At 60.9% G+C, this 16,560-nt stretch carries 14 protein-coding genes; 3 read left to right on the top strand and 11 right to left on the bottom strand.

The genetic code is table 11. The features are described 5' to 3' along the window. Positions 1-175 precede the first annotated feature (175 nt). Both METAC_RS0105980 and mazG read left to right on the top strand, forming a co-directional pair. Positions 176-832, top strand: coding sequence for a cold-shock protein (locus tag METAC_RS0105980; RefSeq protein ID WP_026606323.1), 657 nt, complete (start codon positions 176-178; stop codon positions 830-832). 77 nt (positions 833-909) lie between these two features. Then, on the top strand, positions 910-1,761 hold the full coding sequence (gene mazG / locus METAC_RS0105975; RefSeq protein WP_026606322.1) for a nucleoside triphosphate pyrophosphohydrolase: 852 nt from the start codon (positions 910-912) through the stop codon (positions 1,759-1,761). Positions 1,762-1,771: 10 nt separating this feature from the next. On the opposite strand, the gene hflX is transcribed toward mazG, so the two are convergent. The 11 genes from hflX to dusB form a co-directional block, all read right to left on the bottom strand. Continuing rightward, complete coding sequence (gene hflX / locus METAC_RS0105970; RefSeq protein ID WP_026606321.1) at positions 1,772-3,133, bottom strand: GTPase HflX; 1,362 nt, start codon at positions 3,131-3,133, stop codon at positions 1,772-1,774. Between the two features lie 160 nt (positions 3,134-3,293). Continuing rightward, positions 3,294-3,545: an RNA chaperone Hfq gene (hfq, locus tag METAC_RS0105965; RefSeq protein WP_026606320.1), complete on the bottom strand. Its 252-nt coding sequence runs from the start codon at positions 3,543-3,545 to the stop codon at positions 3,294-3,296. A 203-nt stretch (positions 3,546-3,748) separates the two neighbouring features. Then, the gene (locus tag METAC_RS0105960; RefSeq protein ID WP_026606319.1) at positions 3,749-4,609 is read right to left on the bottom strand and encodes a D-amino-acid transaminase; all 861 of its coding nucleotides are present in this window, start codon (positions 4,607-4,609) and stop codon (positions 3,749-3,751) included. 17 nt (positions 4,610-4,626) lie between these two features. Continuing rightward, positions 4,627-5,184 (bottom strand): chromate transporter, encoded by a 558-nt coding sequence (locus tag METAC_RS0105955; protein ID WP_245257426.1) that lies wholly within the window; start codon positions 5,182-5,184, stop codon positions 4,627-4,629. Then, on the bottom strand, positions 5,181-5,714 hold the full coding sequence (locus tag METAC_RS0105950; protein ID WP_245257425.1) for a chromate transporter: 534 nt from the start codon (positions 5,712-5,714) through the stop codon (positions 5,181-5,183). The genes METAC_RS0105955 and METAC_RS0105950 overlap by 4 nt, the downstream gene beginning before the upstream one ends. A 155-nt stretch (positions 5,715-5,869) precedes the next feature. Further along, a complete protein-coding gene (locus tag METAC_RS22545) occupies positions 5,870-6,760 on the bottom strand; it encodes a hypothetical protein (RefSeq protein WP_051335412.1) in 891 nt (296 codons plus the stop codon). Between the two features lie 552 nt (positions 6,761-7,312). Continuing rightward, positions 7,313-8,680, bottom strand: a complete 1,368-nt coding sequence (gene ntrX, locus METAC_RS0105940; RefSeq protein ID WP_026606316.1) for a nitrogen assimilation response regulator NtrX — start codon at positions 8,678-8,680, stop codon at positions 7,313-7,315. Positions 8,681-8,687: 7 nt separating this feature from the next. Beyond that, positions 8,688-10,943, bottom strand: a complete 2,256-nt coding sequence (locus tag METAC_RS22540; protein ID WP_036255327.1) for a sensor histidine kinase NtrY-like — start codon at positions 10,941-10,943, stop codon at positions 8,688-8,690. A gap of 375 nt (positions 10,944-11,318) precedes the next feature. After that, complete coding sequence (gene ntrC / locus METAC_RS0105930) at positions 11,319-12,794, bottom strand: nitrogen regulation protein NR(I) (protein ID WP_026606315.1); 1,476 nt, start codon at positions 12,792-12,794, stop codon at positions 11,319-11,321. A 206-nt stretch (positions 12,795-13,000) separates the two neighbouring features. After that, complete coding sequence (locus tag METAC_RS0105925) at positions 13,001-14,122, bottom strand: two-component system sensor histidine kinase NtrB (RefSeq protein WP_036255326.1); 1,122 nt, start codon at positions 14,120-14,122, stop codon at positions 13,001-13,003. 38 nt (positions 14,123-14,160) lie between these two features. Beyond that, positions 14,161-15,147 carry a tRNA dihydrouridine synthase DusB gene (gene dusB, locus METAC_RS0105920; protein ID WP_026606313.1) on the bottom strand — a complete coding sequence of 329 codons (987 nt, stop codon included), beginning with the start codon at positions 15,145-15,147 and terminating at the stop codon, positions 14,161-14,163. Between the two features lie 193 nt (positions 15,148-15,340). Between dusB and METAC_RS0105910 the strand changes: the two genes are divergently transcribed. Continuing rightward, positions 15,341-16,543 (top strand): bifunctional 2-C-methyl-D-erythritol 4-phosphate cytidylyltransferase/2-C-methyl-D-erythritol 2,4-cyclodiphosphate synthase, encoded by a 1,203-nt coding sequence (locus tag METAC_RS0105910; RefSeq protein WP_026606312.1) that lies wholly within the window; start codon positions 15,341-15,343, stop codon positions 16,541-16,543. The last annotated feature ends 17 nt before the right edge of the window (positions 16,544-16,560 follow it).

Raw genomic sequence — 16,560 nt, 5'->3', positions numbered from 1 at the left:
GCGAATACCATTTTCAAAACTATTGGCTGGAGCCTATTTGGCTGCCGGCCTTTTGGCGTAGCGGACGCGATCGCCATTAAGGCGTCCCGCATTGGAATCGGGCGATTTTTACGGGCGGAGTGACGCCGGGTTTTAAGGCGTTAGGCGGTTGTAGGTGGAGACGAGCAGGCACATCATGAGCAAAGGTAGAGATTTCCGGGGACCCAAGAAAAGGGGCTTCGACGACGACGGCCCCTCACCCTACGATATGCCGCGGCAGAGTCGCGCCCCACGCGCGCCGTCGAGCTTTGGCGGTGGAGCGCCGGAATTCGGCGCCCCCATGAGCGGCCCCACGGTCGACGCCGTCGTCAAGTGGTTCAAGGGCGACAAAGGCTTTGGCTTCGTTGAGCTGGGCAATGGAACGGGCGACGCCTTCCTCCATATCGGCGCGCTTCAAGCGGCTGGCTATGAGACGGTTCCGCCCGGCGCGAAGCTGAAGGTGACAGTCTCCAACGGCGTCAAGGGCGCGCAGGTCACGCGCGTGCTCGAGGTCGATACGGCCGGCGCCGCGGAGCGCGCGCCACAGCCGCGCACGTTCGGCGATTCGCCGCGGCCGCCTCGCCGCGCGCCGGACCCGTCCAGCGCCGTCTCCGTCAGCGGGACCGTTAAATGGTTCGACGACAATAAGGGCTTCGGCTTCGTCCAGTCGAATGATGGCGGCAAGGATGTCTTCGTCCACATCTCGATTCTAGGGCCGTCCGGCGTTCAGCATCTCGCCGAAGGCCAGCCGGTGACCATGCGCGTCGTTGACACGCCGAAAGGGCGTGAAGCTCTGTCGCTGTCGCTCGATTAAGCGGAAGCGTCGCCGAGGCGCGTTACAAGCGGGAGATGGACTCTTCTCCGTCTCCCGTGGGGTATTGTCGTCATTCCATGCAGCCCACTCGCGACATCCATCGCCTCCTTGAGATCATGGCGGCTTTGCGCGACCGGGAAACCGGCTGCCGCTGGGATCTTGCGCAAACCTTCGAGACCATTGTCCCATTTTCCATCGAAGAGGCCTATGAGGTCGCTGATGCCGTAGCACGAGGCGATATGGCCGATTTCAAGGAAGAGCTGGGGGATCTGCTTTTCCAAGTGGTCTTTCAGGCGCGCCTGGCCGAGGAGGCCGAGGCTTTCGATTTCGGCGACGTGGTCCTGTCGATTGCTCAGAAGATGATCCGACGTCATCCGCATGTCTTCGGCGACGCCGGCCTCCTGACGCCTGACGAGGTGAAGGCTTCCTGGGCGAGAATCAAAGCCGACGAAAAAGCCGCGAAAGAGTCCGCGCGAAAAGCGATTCCAGGCGATGATGGCGCGGCGGACGTAAGCGGGCGAGCGAGCCTGCTCGAACATGTCCCCCTCGCCCTTCCCGGCTTGACCCGCGCCGTGAAATTACAGGCCAAGGCGTCGACCGTCGGCTTTGATTGGAATGACGCGCGCTTGGTGGTCGCCAAGATTCGTGAGGAGACCGATGAAATCGAAGGCGCTCTCGACTCCGGCGATCCTAGCGCGGTCGAGGATGAAATCGGCGATTTACTGTTCACCGTCGCCAATCTCGCCAGGCATGCCGGGGCGGATCCGGAACATGCGATTCGCGGCGCCAACGCCAAATTTGAGCGCCGCTTCCGTTTCATCGAAATGCGTCTAGCCGCTCAGGGCGTCTCGCCCGATCAAGCGAGTTTGGAAGAAATGGAAGCGCTCTGGGTCGAGGCCAAGACCTGCGAGAAATCTGCGGGAAGCTGATCCCGCGATCTCACGCCTGGACAGGCGCGTCAACTATGAAGCGCCGCCTGACCATTTCCGCCCGTTCCAGGGCGACGCGAATGGTGATGCTGAGAGACCCGTCGGACTCTGTCCTTTTACGCAGCACCTCAGTATGTTCATAGAGCCAATTGAGGCTTCGGCCGTCGACAGGATCGAGCGGCACCTCGAAAACGACGCGCCCGATCGCGAGCCGCGCCTCGATGGCTGCATAGAGTTCGTCCACGCCCTGCCCTGTGAGCGCCGAGACGATGATCGGCTTGGCGCCAGCCGATCGGCTGCGCGCGTCGGCGCGCGATGCGGCGAGCCTATCGTCGTCGAGAAGATCGGCCTTGTTCCACACCTCCATCAAGCGCCTGTCGCCGCTCGGGTCGACTCCGAGATCCGCCAGAACCGCCTCGACGTCGGATCTCTGCGGCTCAGAATCCTCATGGGCGACGTCGCGGACGTGAAGAATGACGTCCGCCTCGAGCACTTCCTCAAGGGTCGCGCGGAATGCGGAGACCAGCATGGTCGGAAGCTCGGAAATAAATCCGACCGTGTCCGACAGGATGATTTCACCGCCGTGCGGCAAACAAACGCCGCGAAGGGTCGGATCGAGCGTTGCGAAGAGCATATCTTCCGCGAGCACGCCGGCCTTGGTCAGTCGGTTGAAAAGGGTGGATTTTCCGGCGTTCGTATAGCCGACGAGGGCGATGATCGGATAGGGCGTGGCCCGGCGCGTCTTGCGGTGCAGGCCGCGCGTGCGCTTGACCCCGGCGAGCTCCTGCTCGATGCGGCTCATGCGCTCCTGAATGAGCCGGCGATCGGTCTCGATTTGGGTTTCGCCAGGACCGCCAAGAAAGCCGAAGCCGCCGCGCTGCCGTTCAAGGTGGGTCCATGAGCGCACGAGGCGGGACTTTTGATAGGCCAAATGAGCAAGCTCGACCTGCAGCGCGCCTTCCCGCGTTCGCGCCCGGAGGCCAAAAATTTCGAGAATGAGGCCGGTTCTGTCGATGACCTTCGCCGAGAGCGCCTTTTCGAGATTGCGCTGCTGGACCGGCGAAAGCGCGCAATCCATAATGACGAGGTCGATCTCTTCCGCCCGCGCGAACTCCGCGAGTTCGGCGACTTTTCCTTTGCCGAGGAAGCTCGCCGGATGGATCTGCCTGAGCAGGACGATTTGCGCATCGACGATATCGAGATCAATGGCTTCGGCTAATCCCCGCGCCTCAGCCAGACGCGCCTCTGGCCCCCTCGCGGATCGTAGCGCGGCCGCGCCTCCCCGCTCGTCGAAGGTCCCTCTCGTTCTTTCGCTAAGATAGGGACCGATGACAAGCGCGCGCGCTCTTGTCGCAATCCCGTTTTCGCTCATTTTGGTCGTCGCTGAACGCAACGGCTTTGCTTGCTCTTCGATGTCCGTCTCCTGCGGGACTGTGGGCGAGACAACGAGCCCATGTCCAATCCTGACTATATATAGGCATAGAAATCGCGATTTTCAGGAAAACCATCGGCTATTGAGCTGGACTTTAGCTCTACCCTGCTCCGCTCTCATCGCCCGATTCGAACATCTGGATCGGCTGCCCCGGCATGATGGTCGAAATCGCGTGCTTGTAAACGAGCTGGGAATGTCCGTCCCGGCGAAGGAGCACGCAAAAATTATCAAACCAGGTTACGACGCCCTGGAGCTTCACACCATTGACCAGGAAAATCGTCAAAGGCACCTTGTTCTTACGCACAAAATTGAGAAAAGTGTCCTGGAGGTTTTGTGGCCGTTCTGCCGCCATCATGAAAGTCCTGTTTTGTTCTTGGCGCACTGGCCGACGCTCATCGCTCGCCTGTTCAATAGAGCCGGGTCAGACGCAATCAATGGCGCCGATAGTTTGTTTTCGGCCATATAAAAGCGGCCGACAGGGGCGCGCCAGCGTTTTTATGACGACGCGAGACAACTCATCGTAAAAAATGTCACTAACCGTCTATGTTCAAAATTCTAGAATGTTCGCGCCGCCGTGTCATGAAAAATCGAGCGCAATCTTTGCGCCAATGGGCCCGGAGCGCCGTCCCCGATCTTGCGTCCGTCGATGGTGACGACCGGCGTGACCAGAGTCGTGGCGCCCGTGATGAAAGCCTCCTGCGCCGAGAAAGCTTCCTCGAGGCTGAATTTGCGCTCCTCCAGCGTCAAGCCCTGCGCGGCGATAATGTCGATCAGCGTTGTCCGGGTGATCCCGCGCAAGACTGAGCTGTCAAGCTGGCGGGTGACGATCGCGCCGGATCGGTCGATGATCCAGGCGTTCGAAGCCGCGCCTTCGACAACCATTCCATCTGAATCGATGAACCAGGCCTCCTGCGCGCCGCCCTCCTTGGCCGCCTGACGCGCCAGGCAATTCGGGATCAGCGATATGGTCTTGATGTCGACGCGCTTCCAGCGCAGATCTGGAGTCGTGACGACGCTGATGCCTTTGCGCGCGGCAGCTTCGCCCTTTTCGGGATCAATTTGTCGCGCGGTGACGATAAGGCTTGAGCGGACGGAGCTTGGCGGGAAGGCGTGATCGCGTGGCGCCGCGCCCCGTGTGACCTGAATATAGACATAGCCATTGGCGACTTTGTTTCGTGCGATGATCTCGCGCAGGACCACGCCCAAGGCGCCCTTCCCCAAGGGCGCGCCGATGCGCAGTTCCTCGAGCGATCGCGCGAGCCGATCGAGATGGCGGGCCTCGTCGATCAGCGCCCCTCGAAAGATTTCGCAGACTTCGTAAACGCCGTCGCCGAACTGATAGCCGCGATCCTGAATTGAGACATTGGCGTCGCGTTGGATGACATATTGACCATTGACATAGGCGATCCTGCTCATCCGTGCGCTCCAGGCAATCAGAAGGCGAAGCCCAGTGGGTGGGACGCCAAGCCTATGACGGCGCCCGCCGCGATTCCCCAAAGCGGGTTCAGTCGAGTTCGGGCGACAATCAGGGTCATGCCGGCTGTCACAGCGATCGTCAAGCCGCCGTGGTCCGCCGCGCGAGCCATGACATAGCCGCTTGCGAACATGAGTCCGACCGCGATCGGCGCCAGGGCTTTCTTGACTGTCGAAAGAGGCGCGCTAGCGGAGAAATGTTGCATTGTTCGGCGCGCGCCTATGGCGACGAGGGACGATGGCAAAATCATCGCCGCCGTAGCGACTCCCAACCCGAGGAGGCCCGCGATATGCCAGCCGATCGCGCTGATGACGATGACATTCGGGCCGGGGGCCGTCTGCGCGACGGCCACCAATTTGGCGAAAGTCGCGTCATCCATGAAATGCGCGAGTTCGACGATCTGCCGATGAATTTCCGGGAGCGTCGCATTGGCCCCGCCTACCGCCGTGAGCGACAAGAGCGCAAAGGTTGCAGCTAGTTGGACTAGTAAACCCCACATGGAGTTGGACGGCGTCAAGACCGCCGCCCGAATGCGGCGAAGCCGAGAATGCTCAAGGGGACGAGAACAGCCAGGCTCGCCGCGAGGGGGAATTGCCAGATGGCGACGGCCGCGAACGTCGATCCGGCCACGATCATCGCCCGGAAATCCCCGCGAATGGCGCGCATGATTTTATAGGCGTTGCCGATCACGAGTCCGGCGGTCGCCGCTGCGGCGCCGCCCAGCGCGCGGCTGACGTCCGGCTGAGACGCAAACTGATCGAAGAGCGAAACGATCGTGATCAGGATAAGGATCGGCGCCAGAAGAAGCCCGAGGAGCGCGGCGAGGACGCCAGACGGGCCCTTATAAAAATCGCCGAGCATGACAGCCAGATTGACGGTGTTGGCTCCCGGCAAGATGCTCGCGACGCCGAGCCATTCGGCGAATTCGCGTTCATCGAGAAAGCCCCGCTCCTCGACGACGATTTGCCTGACCCAGCCGGCGACTCCGCCGAAGCCGAGAAGGCCGAGCTTGAAGAAAGCGGAAAAGAGATCGCGATGCGAAACCAATATGAACAATCGCGCTGAATTGTGAATGAGGGCGCCTTATGGCGCCCTTTTCCGCCGCGCGCTACGGCGAGGCTCGCGTAATTTTCGCGAATCGGGCGCGCCGAACCAATGTCCGTTCCGCAGCCGCGACGCGGATCGCTCGTCGGCCGAGACGATCACCAATAGCAGGCGTTTTCGTTCTTCTGGACCGTATCCGGCGTCTCGCTCGGGCTCGGCCTCACCCAGTTCTCGTTAATATATTGGTGAAAGGCCTTATTATCTTTCCAGCGGTTGCCGTAGACGCCGAACAAGACCTGAAGCGTGCCCCCCATATGAATTCCGACCTTGCCGTGTTGCTTGGCGTGGGTCGCCAAAGGAAGTGAAAAAGCCCCGGCGCCGATCAAAGCGACGTCATAGTTCTGAGCATCCATCTGCGCTTTCAGATCGTTCAGCGCCGCGATCCAATCAGGATGCTTGGGCGGCACGAGGCCGGCGCTGAAGGGCGGAAGGATTGTCAGGAGCGTGAATTCGGGCAGCACGCGCGGATCCTGCCAGATCGACGTCCGGCGAGCATATTGCTTTTGGATGCTCGCGGCGAAGGGAGAAACGACGAGAACGCGCTTGCCCTGCAGCGCCTCGCTCCAAGGCTTGTCCGAGAGAAAAGGGTCTACGGCGCCCCATGGCACCAGCGTCGCGCGCCGCCCCAAACTGTTGAAGATTTTATATTCTCCTTGGAGCTCCCACGAAACCAATATGTCCATGTCAGAGACGGCGTTGCGATAGATCGCGCCGAATTTGTCGTAAAACTCGTCTTGCTGGGGGAAAACGCCGGAATTTATATAAAGCGTTTCGAAGGCGTAGCGCGGATAAGGCTCCGGCTTCCTATTTTTCGTCAGCGCCGCATCCCGCTTTAGAAAGTGATTGAGCGCCAATAATTCGGTGAATCCGATTTTGCCCGCCGCCAGCGGCCGCGCGCAGCGGATGGCCTCCGCCAGAAGAGGGCCGCCCGGAACAAGAGGCCGTTTGGGCTCGGCAATGGCCTGCAGCCGCCAAATTGCTTTGCGCAACCTCCATACATAAAAATGTAAAAAAGGGAACTTCCTTATTGTATCCCTAACGAAAATATACAGCCTATAAAACATCTAACCACCCTTCGAGCATAACGTTACAGGGCTGCTTCAGTCAGGTGCAACAACAGTTGCTGCTATAGTGAGGAACGCTATACGATTCAAGCATCGTATGGTCTAAAAAATATATCAATTCAATGAGATTTTCCGGACAATCTCTACGTGCAACTTGGATCGAGCGATGAAACTCCAATGAATAATAATGCAGCTGAAGCGTGTTTCTCACTGGCGGCATTTCTGAAAGAGAGAGTTGAAATTCTGTTCACTTTATTTTGAGAACACCTTTTGTTCGAGCAGAATCTCCGAGCACGAAGGTGGCGCAGAAGCTGACGCCCATGCGGTTCTCTAGGCTGTCCGGCGCGCCTTGCGCCGTTGGCTTTTGAAGCATCCTCGCCGCTTGATTGCAGCCGATGCCCGCCGCTCACCCTGACAAGCAAGACGCCGCGCAGACTTTTTGATCTCACTCGATCGCAGTGAAAACGTTGGAGGCGATCAATCGACTCTCAGCGACTTTAACTTGCGATGTAGGGCCGAGCGCTCCATGCCGATGAATTCAGCGGTGCGCGAAATATTTCCGCCGAAGCGATTGATTTGGGCGACCAAATATTCCCGCTCGAAGACCTCGCGGGCCTCGCGCATGGGCAGTCTCATCAGCTTTTCTCCTCCAGCGCCATTCGGAGTCGAAGGCACAAGCGCGCCGATCTCTGCCGGCAGCATGTCCGCGGTGATCTCGGCCTCAGGGTCGCCAGCGGTGAGAATCATCAGGCGTTCGACATTGTTGCGGAGCTGTCGGATATTGCCAGGCCAGTCATGCGATTGCAGAACGGCCATGGCGTCGTCGGCGATGGCGCGGCGCGGCATTCCCGTCGTCGCCGAAACCTGATCCATGAAGAAGGCGATCAGTTCCGAGATGTCCTCGCGTCGCTCGGAGAGCGAAGGCACCCGGACCGGCACGACGGATAATCGATGGAACAGGTCCTCGCGAAGGGATCCGTCGGCGATGAGCGCCGTCAGGTCGCGCGAGCTTGACGACAGGATGCGGACGTCGACATGGACGCGGGTCGTTCCGCCGACGCGCTGAAAATTCTGCTCGACGAGAACGCGGAGGATTTTACCTTGCGTTTCCTTCGGCATGTCCGCGATCTCGTCGAGGTAAAGAGTGCCGCCATGGGCCTCCTCCAGCGCGCCGACCTTGCGGCTGCGGCCGTCCTTGCTCTCGACTCCGAAAAGCTCGAACTCCATGGTGTCGGGCGCGATCGTCGCGGAATTGATGACGATGAACGGACCGCTGGCGCGCGCCGACGCCTCGTGGATGGTTCTCGCCACGAGCTCCTTGCCCGACCCTGGCCCGCCGGTGATGAGAACCCGCGAATTTGCCGGTCCGACGCGGTCGATGACCTGCCTTAGCTGGTTGATCGCGGTCGAACGTCCGATAATGCGGTTGGCCGCCCCGGTTCGAGCCCGAAGATCAATGACCTCGCGCTTGAGGCGCGAGGCTTCGAGCGCGCGCTCGGCGACGAGAACAAGGCGATCCGCCTTGAAGGGCTTCTCGATGAAGTCATAGGCGCCGAGCTTGATCGCCGAGACCGCCGTTTCGATATTGCCATGGCCGGAAATCATGACCACCGGCAACATCGGATTCTGCTCCTTGATGATCTTCAGCAGTTGCAGGCCGTCGAGACGCGAGCCCTGCAGCCAAATGTCTAGGAAGACGAGGCTCGGCCGTCTGGCCTCGACGGCGGCCAGCGCCTCGTCTGAATTTTTCGCGGTCCGCGCGCCATGGCCTTCGTCCGACAAAATTCCAGACACGATGTCGCGGATGTCGGCCTCGTCGTCTACGATCAAGATGTCGCTCGCCATAGAGTCCTCACGAACCTCGGTGCGCCGCGACCGCCGCGGCTTGATCCGACGCCTCGGTAAAATACTGCGTCTCGTCGTTCCAGGGGAAATACAACCTGACCCAGGCCCCGCGGCCCTCAGGCGCGTCGCGCAATTCGAGCCCGCCGCCGTGATCGGCGAGGATCTTGGCGACGATTGGAAGCCCGAGCCCGGTGCCTTCGGCCCTTGTCGTCATGTAGGGCTCAAGGAGTCTTTGACGGTTCTCGCGCGGGAAACCCTTGCCATTGTCGATCACGTCGATGGCGACGCTTCCTTCAACCATGGACAACGTCACCGAGATGCGTCCGTCGATGCTTCCTTGCTCGGCGAGGGCCGCAATCCCCTCGCAGGCGTTCTTCACGATATTGGTCAGGGCCTGGGACAAAAGGCGCCGATCGAATTGTCCAAGAAGGGGAGCCTCGGGCAAATGCTCATCGAAAACAATGTCTGGATGCGCGACCCGCATCAGAAAAAGGACGCGTCGGACGCATTCGCCGAGGTCGTCATGCTCAACTTTCGCCCTCGGCATGCGCGCGAAGGCGGAAAATTCGTCGACCATCCGTTTGATGTCGTCGACCTGCCGCACGATCGTGTCGGTGCACTGGTCGAAGACGTCGCGATCCTGGACGATCAGGCGTCCATATTTACGCTTCAACCGCTCAGCCGAAAGCTGAATGGGGGTCAATGGATTTCTGATCTCATGGGCGATGCGGCGTGCGACGTCGGCCCAGGCCGCCGTCCTTTGCGCCGTCACCAAGTCCGTGATGTCGTCGAGCGTGACGATATAGCTCTTATCAGCGCGCTCGGTAGGCTCGCTGGTCACCGTCACGTTGAAAAGCCGTTCCAGGCCATCGCGATCAAGTGAGACTTGGCCTTGCGCTATGCGTCCGTGGCTGAAGTGCGCTTCGTCGAACGCCTCCTTGACTTCCGGCAGCACCGCCTCGAGGGGCTGGCCGACTGCGCCGGAGGCTCCCTCGCCCGCCTGCGGGATCAAGCGCTCGGCCGAAGGATTGAGCACGGTGATCTCGCCTTTGGGGCCGACGCCGATGACGGCGACCGGAACGCCGGAGAGCACGGCTTCGGTGAAGCGCCGCCTTTCATCGATGAGATTGCTCGCCGCGATGAGGCGGTTCTGCTGTAGCCTCAACTCGGAGGTCATTTTATTGAATGTCTCGCCGAGATGGGCGAGATCTCCCTCGGACTTGCGGACCTGCACCTTCACGCCGAGATTGCCCGACGAGATTTGGTCCGCCGCCGCAATGAGGCGCCTGATCGGCGCGACGAGGCGATTCGCGAAGGAGAGCCCGAGCCACGTCGCCGAGAGAATCATGATCAAGGCGATCAGGACGAAGACCGTCGCAAAGGCGATCTGAATGCTGCGTCTATGGCTGTCGAAACCGTCGTAGAGGGAAACAAGCTTGGCCGCGGAGCGCGCAAATTGAATCGTGAACGGATCGACTGGCCTCGCGACATAAAGAAACGTGTCCTGGAACGAGCCTAATGCGATCAGCGCGACGAAGGTTCGCCCCTCGTCGAGGATCAAGCAGGATGGGTCCTTGGTTTTCTGAGCATAGGCGAAATCGCTTGCGTCAGGCCGCACGACGGCGTTGCCGAACAAAGCCCCAGTGTCGACTTTCTCGATGGTCTCGCCGCTCGATTTCAAAAGGGCCGCGGCGCTGAAGCCGAGAAAGCGCGCCCGCGAGCGAAAAAATTCGCGAAAGGTCGGCCGGTCGACCTCGAACATGAGTTTGGCTCGGTCAAGATCTCCCGCCGTGAGATTCGCTTCTTGAAACAATGAGGTGCATTGCGCTTCGCGAAACAGCCGCGCGGCGTCGATCGTGTTGGCGACGAAGCCGCGTCCGTCCGCCATGAAGGATGGGTTCAGACTGCGGTCGAGCGTGACTGATCCGACCCCGGCCATGAGAAGCGCAGGCGCTGCGGCGATGATCGAAAATAGCCCGACAATCCGTATGTGAAGCTGCGCCGCCGCCACGCCGGCTCGGCGCGCTTTGAAGAGCGCATAGGCTTCGGCCGCCACGAAGGACACAACGAGCAGAATGCAAAGGATATTCGCCAGAAACAGCCCGAAAAGGACGCCGGGACGCGGGGCGATCGGTGTGAAGCCAGCGAAAATAAGAAAGCTGACCAAGGCGACGACCAAGGCCATGACCACGGCCGCAGGTCCGAAGCGGATGGTGAACCGCGCCTTGGTGCTGGTTCCGGCCGACGAAGGACTTGGCGCCATTTGTTTGCCGTCTATTGGCCGTCGGGGAAATATTGCAAAATATCTAGAATATGCAGCATAAATTTCTTTAGGTTGCGCTTATATCACACTGTTGCGCAATTGCGACATTTTCGGGGCTGAAATTTTCTCTTTTCTCTCAGGCTCACCCATGTTCCGATGCTGTCAGGACAGAAACGAGCGACACTTTTCTCATCGCACTTTGCGCTTCACAAGACGCAGCCGCGGCTCGACGTCCCGGCGCTGAAGCGCCGACGACAAGGCGACCGCAGGATGACCATGCGGGCGCGATCGATCAAAACGGTGAACAATGGAACCGCTCCCGCGCAGAAACGCATCGCGTTTGAACGCGGCGCGCCTCGCCGGCCTTCCACGGATCTAGCGCGGGGCCCGCATCAGCCTGATGTCGAGGTCGCGAACCTTTTTACGTAGCGTGTTCCTGTTCAGGCCCAAAAGTTCGGCAGCCTTGATCTGATTGCCGCGCGTCGCGGCCAGCGCAGCCGAAATCAACGGATATTCGAGCTCGCGCAAGACGCGGTGATAAAGGCCGGGCGGCGGCAGATTGTCGCCATGGCCGCGGAACAGTTCCGAAAGATGCTGCTCCACCGCGCTCGCCAGCGATCCGCTATGCTCGCCGTCCCTGATCGGCGCTGCTGAATTGAAGGCGGCGGCGAAGCCCTGCTCGAGTTCAGCTGCGTCGGTGGAGAGCTCCGCGTCCACGAGCTGCGCCGTGATGGTCTCTTGTGGATAAAGAGCCGCCAATCGCCGCGTGAGATTCTCGAGCTCCCGGATATTGCCCGGCCAGCGGTAGCGCTTGAGCCGCTCCAAGGCGTCGGGCTCAATATGTTTCAAGGGCAGGCCTTCCGCCGCCGCGAGCGCGAAGAAATGCTGAGCCAGATCGCCAATGTCTTCAGCGCGCTCACGCAAAGGCGGCAGGCGCAGGGGCACGACATTGAGGCGGAAAAACAGATCCTCGCGGAAGAGTCCCTGCTGGATCAGGATGCGCAAGTCCTTATTGGTCGCCGCGATGATGCGGACATTGGTCTTGATCGAGGTGCGCCCGCCGACTGTCGTATATTCGCTTTGCTGAAGAACGCGCAGGAGCCGGGTCTGAGCCTCCATCGGCATGTCGCCGATCTCGTCGAGAAACAAGGTGCCGCCTTCGGCCTGTTCGAACCGGCCCGCCGAGCGCTGATTGGCGCCGGTAAACGCGCCCTTCTCATGGCCGAACAATTCACTTTCGATGAGGTCGCGCGGAATGGCCGCCATGTTGATCGCGACAAACGGGCCTTTTTTGCGCTTGCCGTAATCGTGCAGCGCGCGGGCGACGAGTTCCTTGCCCGTGCCCGATTCGCCCGTGATCATGACTGTGAGGTCGGTCTGCATCAGCCGCGCCAGGGCGCGATAAATCTCCTGCATCGCGGGCGATCGGCCGACGAGCGGCATGCCCTCGAGTTCTTCATTGCGCTCCGCTCTGACTCTATTTTTCGGCTCGCTCATCGCGCGTCCGACGATCGAGACCAATTCCCGGAGATCGAAGGGCTTCGGCAGATAGTCATAGGCCCCGCGTTCCGAAGCCTTGATCGCCGTCATGAAGGTATTTTGCGCGCTCATCACAATGATCGGCAGATCCGGCCGAAGCTTTTTCATTTTCGGCAGCAGCTCGAACGCATTTTCGTCCGGCATGACGACGTCGGTGATGACGAGATCGCCGTCGCCCGACTGCACCCAGCGCCAAAGCGTGGCCGCCGTGCCGGTTGTGCGCACGTCATAGCCCGCGCGCGACAGGGCCTGACTCAGGACCGTGCGAATGGCGGTGTCGTCATCAGCGATCAGGATATTTCCGGTTGCCATCACGAGGCGTCTCCTGCGGGCGTAAAATCAGCGCGGCCAAATCGCCAGGCGGCGCCGACACGGGTTTGAAACGGCGGAGCGAGATCGCCGCAGCGTAATAATTTCAAGCAGGGACGATCAGAGCACGCTCCACCCCCCAGCATTTGGCGCGTCCGCCAGTCGATCCCGCCGAGGCGCTCGACAATGGCTCTTGAAGAGCGCCGGCGTCACCTGCGCGATGCGCCACGCCCATCACGCGGCGCATAGCGGGGCATGAGCACCCTGAAGGTCGTGCGGCGCGCGTTTGTTTCGCATTCGATGGTGCCGCCATGATCGCCAACTATTTTGGCTACCAATGCAAGTCCAAGGCCAGTTCCGGACACCTTTGTCGTGACGAACGGATCGAATAGACAGGGCAATACTTCTTCGGCGATGCCCGGCCCATTGTCGCGAACGCAAAACTCTAAAGGTAGACTAACCGGCGCGCTCGAGCCGGGAAGCTGCAGGCGAACCCCTGGCCGATAGGCGGTGGTGAGTTCGATTTCCCCATCGGAGCTTTCTTCGCCAATGGCTTCCGCAGCGTTCTTCACCAAATTCAAAAAGATCTGAATGAGCTGATCCCGGCTGCCGAGCACCGGCGGAAGCGACGGGTCATAGGTCTCCTTGAAGTGAATGTGGCGCGCGAAGCCGACTTGCGCCACTTTCTTCACGTGATCCAGTATTTCGTGAATATTGACGCTCTCCCGCTCGATCGGCCGCTCGTCGGAAAAGGCGCTCATCCGGTCGACAAGCTTCACGATCCGGTCGGTCTCCTCGCAGATGAGCCTCGTCAAGGCCCGGTCGGCGTCGCTCGCCTCGGCCTCGAGCAATTGCGCAGCGCCGCGGATGCCGGACAGAGGATTCTTGATTTCATGGGCGAGGGTCGAAGCCATGGCTGCGACCGATCGCGCGGCGCCGCGATGAGTGAGCTGACGATCGATTTTTTCCGCAAGCGAGCGCTCTTGCAGCATGACCACAACGCCCTCTCCTACTTGCGGCAAGGGCGTCACGAAGATGTCGACTAATTTTTCACCCGGGATCTTCGCGAGGCCAAGATCGACGCGATATTCATTGATCGCCGCGCCGCGCGTCATGACCTGAGAGATGAGCGACAGAACCGGCGAATCATCCGGCACGAGCTCGGCCAACTTCTGGTGCCGCAAGGAGGTCCGGCTCATGCCGAAAAAGGCCTCCGCCGCCGCGTTGGCCTCGGCGACGGCCCCATTTGGCAAAATGGCCAGGACCGGATGCGGCAAGGCGTTCAAAAGCTGAGCGGAATCGCCTGAGGGAGGAGCCGGATTTGGAGCCATAGGCACCCTGTCAGCAGGTGAATTGCAAAAGCTCGTCGTCATGCCGCCGCCTCGGTCAACGGAGGATGGTCAAATAATTCGCGCAAAATGGCTTTGACCGAGCTTGGTCGGTCGAGCGCGACGAGTTGCCGGCGCAGCGTCGCGGCGTTGGTCGCGCCGGACCATTCGGCATAAGCGGCAAGATGTTTGCGGGCGTGGCGCACGCCTTGCGCCGCCCCGAGCCTCTCGAGCAGGCTTTCATAATGAGCGATGGCCGCATCGCCGCGGACGGCCCCCGGCAACGGACGGCGCTCAGTCTTTCGCGCCAGAAAATGCGCGACCTCGCCGACGAACCAGGGCCGGCCGATCGCGGACCGACCGATCATAACCGCGTCGGCTCCTGATTGCGCCAGCATGGAGGCGGCATCGGCCGCGCTCGTGCAATCGCCATTCGCGACGACGGGAATGGCGACCGCCTCCTTTACGAGGCGAATGGCGGCCCAATCGGCTTTTCCCGCATAAAACTGCTGACGCGTGCGTCCATGCACCGTCAGCATCGCAACGCCCTCAGCCTCGGCGATCCGGCCGAGATCGGCGGCGTTCATCGAACCTTGATCCCAGCCGAGCCTCATCTTGAGCGTGACCGGCACGCGCGCCGCCTGGACGGTCGCGCGGATCAATGCGAGCGCTAGATCGAGATCACGCATCAGATGCGATCCGGCATAGCCGTTTGTCACGCTTTTGGCCGGACAGCCCATATTGATGTCGATGATCGCGGCGCCCGAATCCTGCGCAAGGCGGGCGGCTTCCGCCATCGCCCAAGGCTCGCAACCGGCAATTTGCACGGCATGGACGTTGACGCCAGCGCCTTCGGCCTTGAGCCTGTTTGCGGCGTCGCCCCGCGCATATTGATCGGCGGCGACCATCTCCGTGAAGGTTAGCGCCGCGCCGAAATCATGCGCGATCCGGCGCATGCCGACATCGGTCACGCCCGACATGGGTGCAAGGAAGGCGCGACCGATCACGGACACAGAGCCGATTTTCAAGGCAGAGTCCTGAAAAGCATCGCCTAAATCGTTAGCAGTTCGATCCATGCTTAGATCATAGTCATTTGGTGCGGCGCCGCAATAGGGATGGCGCCCATATAATTGTCAGCGAGCGAAAATTTGACGGGGGCCGCCAAAAAAGAGAGGAAAGGCCCAATCTTGCGTCCTTACCCACGGCGTTAAAGCCCGACTCATGACCGTCATCTCCGATTTAGCGATCCTCGTCGTCGCCGCCGGCCGCGGATCGCGCATCGGCGGCGGACGTCCGAAACAATATAGAAGCCTCGCCGGCCGGCCGATTCTTGCACACAGCCTAGCCGCGCTTCATCGGGCGGCGCCTGACGCCATCATTCTGCCCGTGATTCACCCCGACGATCAGGATCTCTATTTGGAGAGCATCGCCGGGCTCGATGCGAAGCTCCGCGGCCGGTTGCGGGATCCGGCTTTTGGCGGGGCGACCCGGCAGGCAAGCGTGCTCGGCGGACTTGAGGCTTTGCGCTCGGCCGAAGCAGAAATTCCAAAATTTGTTTTAATTCATGATGCTGCACGACTTTTTGCGAGCTCTGAATTAATTGAGCGCGCCATCGCCGCCGCCAAGGCGCATGGCGCCGCCATTCCTGGCGTCCTCGTGACGGACACGATCAAAGAGGTCGACGCAGAGAGCGGCGTCGTCGCCACGCCGGCGCGGGCGCGCCTGCGGGCGGTCCAGACCCCGCAGGCCTTTCACTTCGATCTCATTCTCGCCGCGCATCGAAAGGCGGCGGCGGCGGGTGAATGCGATCTTACGGACGATGGCGCCATCGCCGAATGGGCGGGCTATCGCGTCCATGTATTCGAGGGGGACAGCGCGAATATGAAAGTCACCAGCGCCGAAGATCTCGCAATCGCCGAGGCGCGGCTCATTCGCGAGTTGCAGGATGTCCGAAACGGACAAGGCTATGACGTCCATGCCTTTGGCCCCGGCGACCATATTTGGCTCGGCGGGTTAAAAGTCCCGCATGATCATGGGCTTCTCGGCCACTCTGACGCCGATGTCTTAAGTCATGCGATCACGGACGCCCTGCTCGGCGCCCTGGCTGACGGCGACATAGGAAGCCATTTCCCGCCCTCCGATCCACAATGGCGCGGCGCCGCGTCGAAAATATTCCTCGCCGCCGCCGCCGCCAAAGTGCGCGCGCGGGGCGGCATGATCGCCCATGTCGATGCGACCGTGGTTTGCGAGAGGCCGAAGGTCGGACCACATCGCGACGCCATCCGGGCGAGTCTGGCGGAGATCATGAACATTCAGATCGACCGCGTGGCGATCAAGGCGACGACCTCCGAGCGGCTCGGTTTCACCGGGCGCGAGGAAGGCATCGCCTCGCTGGCGATCGCGACCGTCCGGCTGCCGATCTGATTTTCGCCGAAGGATCC

The organism is Methylocapsa acidiphila B2 (assembly GCF_000427445.1).
In the GTDB taxonomy this organism is placed as follows: Bacteria; Pseudomonadota; Alphaproteobacteria; order Rhizobiales; family Beijerinckiaceae; genus Methylocapsa; species Methylocapsa acidiphila.
Note: the sequence above shows the minus strand (reverse complement) of the source record. Positions and strands in the feature narration are given on the sequence as shown.

What these genes read in the sequence shown, in the direction of transcription:
- ntrX (WP_026606316.1), bottom strand. Translation starts at nt 8,680, where the DNA reads ATGGCGAGCGACATCTTGATCGTAGACGACGAGGCCGACATCCGCGAC.
- METAC_RS0105925 (WP_036255326.1), bottom strand. Translation starts at nt 14,122, where the DNA reads ATGGCTCCAAATCCGGCTCCTCCCTCAGGCGATTCCGCTCAGCTTTTG.
- METAC_RS0105980 (WP_026606323.1), top strand. Translation starts at nt 176, where the DNA reads ATGAGCAAAGGTAGAGATTTCCGGGGACCCAAGAAAAGGGGCTTCGAC.
- METAC_RS0105960 (WP_026606319.1), bottom strand. Translation starts at nt 4,609, where the DNA reads ATGAGCAGGATCGCCTATGTCAATGGTCAATATGTCATCCAACGCGAC.
- hfq (WP_026606320.1), bottom strand. Translation starts at nt 3,545, where the DNA reads ATGGCGGCAGAACGGCCACAAAACCTCCAGGACACTTTTCTCAATTTT.
- hflX (WP_026606321.1), bottom strand. Translation starts at nt 3,133, where the DNA reads ATGAGCGAAAACGGGATTGCGACAAGAGCGCGCGCGCTTGTCATCGGT.
- METAC_RS0105910 (WP_026606312.1), top strand. Translation starts at nt 15,341, where the DNA reads ATGACCGTCATCTCCGATTTAGCGATCCTCGTCGTCGCCGCCGGCCGC.
- mazG (WP_026606322.1), top strand. Translation starts at nt 910, where the DNA reads ATGCAGCCCACTCGCGACATCCATCGCCTCCTTGAGATCATGGCGGCT.
- METAC_RS22540 (WP_036255327.1), bottom strand. Translation starts at nt 10,943, where the DNA reads ATGGCGCCAAGTCCTTCGTCGGCCGGAACCAGCACCAAGGCGCGGTTC.
- ntrC (WP_026606315.1), bottom strand. Translation starts at nt 12,794, where the DNA reads ATGGCAACCGGAAATATCCTGATCGCTGATGACGACACCGCCATTCGC.